A 1,618-nucleotide genomic window follows, 5' to 3' on the forward strand; every position below is an offset into this window, starting at 1 on the left:
GCTTCAGATTGACGATAAACCCTGCTTTTTTGTAGGGTTTACTATTTTTGAGCAGCCGAAGGCTGCGATCGCGATATTTTTCTGGTGTTGTTATTATTCTTTAGGTTTTATTGCTGATGTGACTTTTCATTAATTTACCCCCTTATGGCGGGGTTGTAGGGTAGTTTTGAGACTTATAATGCTTAATTTCGGTTACGCTGCCTTCATTAACGCCATTTTCTTCATATTCTGACAAGCTGCTGCCAACAAACACTGTGCATTGACCTTTTTAATTCCTCTATATCTACAATAACGGTGGCCGTGGTGTTGTTTTGCATCTGCGAAACTTCTTTCTACTGTTTCACCTCGTCGTTTATAGCGTTTTTTACCCCACTCACTTAAGCGAGTTTCATTTGCTGCTTCTACACTTGCTTGCCACACATGCCGTGTAACCACTTTGGTATGGTTTTTACTATTCGTGCATCGCGCCCGTACTGGACAATCTTTACATGTCTTTGGGGTTGAGTGGTATTGTCGATAACCTAGTCGATTCGTGGTGTTATAAATCAGTGTTTCGCCTTGCGGGCATGTGTAGGTATCAGTGTCTGCGTCGTAACTGTATTCTCGTTTTGCAAAATAGCCTTTCTTTCTATTTGGCCGTCGATAACCCAGGACACCAACGAGTTGTCGTTCTTCTAAGTTATGGCACACTGCGGCTGTAAAGTACCCTGCATCTAACCCAATCGCTATGGGGTTGAGTTCAAACGTATCAAGCACACGGTCTAAGCGTTGTATGATTGGTTGACTATCATGAACATTACCTGCTGTGGCGTGTGTATCAACGATAATACCATGCCTGCCATCCACAACCCTATGGTCTAAATAGAAGAATCCTTTGGGCTTTTCATCACGCACCATAAACCCACTGTCTGGGTCGGTTCGACTTACCTTGGTGGGTTTTGTACAAGGCGCCTTTTCCTCATACTTCAGGGGCTTTTTTCCTTCGGCTTCTCTGTCCTTTATCACCGCTTCATTAAGCTGCTCAACATATACTGAGGGGCTAACTTTTAAGTCTTCAATATCGTAGCGGCGCTTATTGGCATTGGCTTTTAAATGGGTGCTATCTGCAAATAAACTGTGCCCACCAATGAGTTTTTGTTTCATTGCTTGACGCACGATGTTGTCAAAGATGGATTGATAAATATCGCTGTCTTTAAAGCGTTTTACTCGGTTTTGGCTCAATGTCGAATGATGGATAACATCATCGGTGAGCCCTAGACCTAAGAACCAGCGGTAGGCGACATTCACTTGTACTTCTTTAATAAGGCGGCGCTCGCTTTGAATACCAAACAAGTAACCTAAGAAGAGGTATTTAAATAAGCGGACAGGGTCTACGGCTGGACGACCATTATTTTTGCAATATAAGTGGGCGACTTCATCACGGATGAATTCAAAGTCGATTGCTAAGTCTACGAGTCGAACTAAATGGTCTTGTGGAACAAGCTGGTCAATTGCGACCATTTCTAATTCATGTTGTTGCGGGGTTTTATCTCTAAGCATAATGAACTCTCCAAATTCACTCTGCTTATTAGATCAAAGGGCTCGATCTGTGTCTAGCCCTTTTTCAACAGTCTGAAGC

1 protein-coding gene is annotated in these 1,618 nt (G+C 43.0%); it reads right to left on the reverse strand.

Annotation, left to right across the window (positions count from 1 at the left end):
- Positions 1 to 192: 192 nt before the first annotated feature.
- Positions 193 to 1,539, reverse strand: a complete 1,347-nt coding sequence (locus QL998_RS20585; RefSeq protein WP_290193388.1) for an IS1182 family transposase — start codon at positions 1,537 to 1,539, stop codon at positions 193 to 195.
- Positions 1,540 to 1,618 lie beyond the last annotated feature (79 nt).

Source organism: Pseudoalteromonas sp. APC 3691, from assembly GCF_030408135.1.
In the GTDB taxonomy this organism is placed as follows: Bacteria; Pseudomonadota; Gammaproteobacteria; order Enterobacterales; family Alteromonadaceae; genus Pseudoalteromonas.

Excerpts from the sequence above, each read along its gene's own strand:
- QL998_RS20585 (WP_290193388.1), bottom strand. The coding sequence starts at position 1,539 with ATGCTTAGAGATAAAACCCCGCAACAACATGAATTAGAAATGGTCGCA.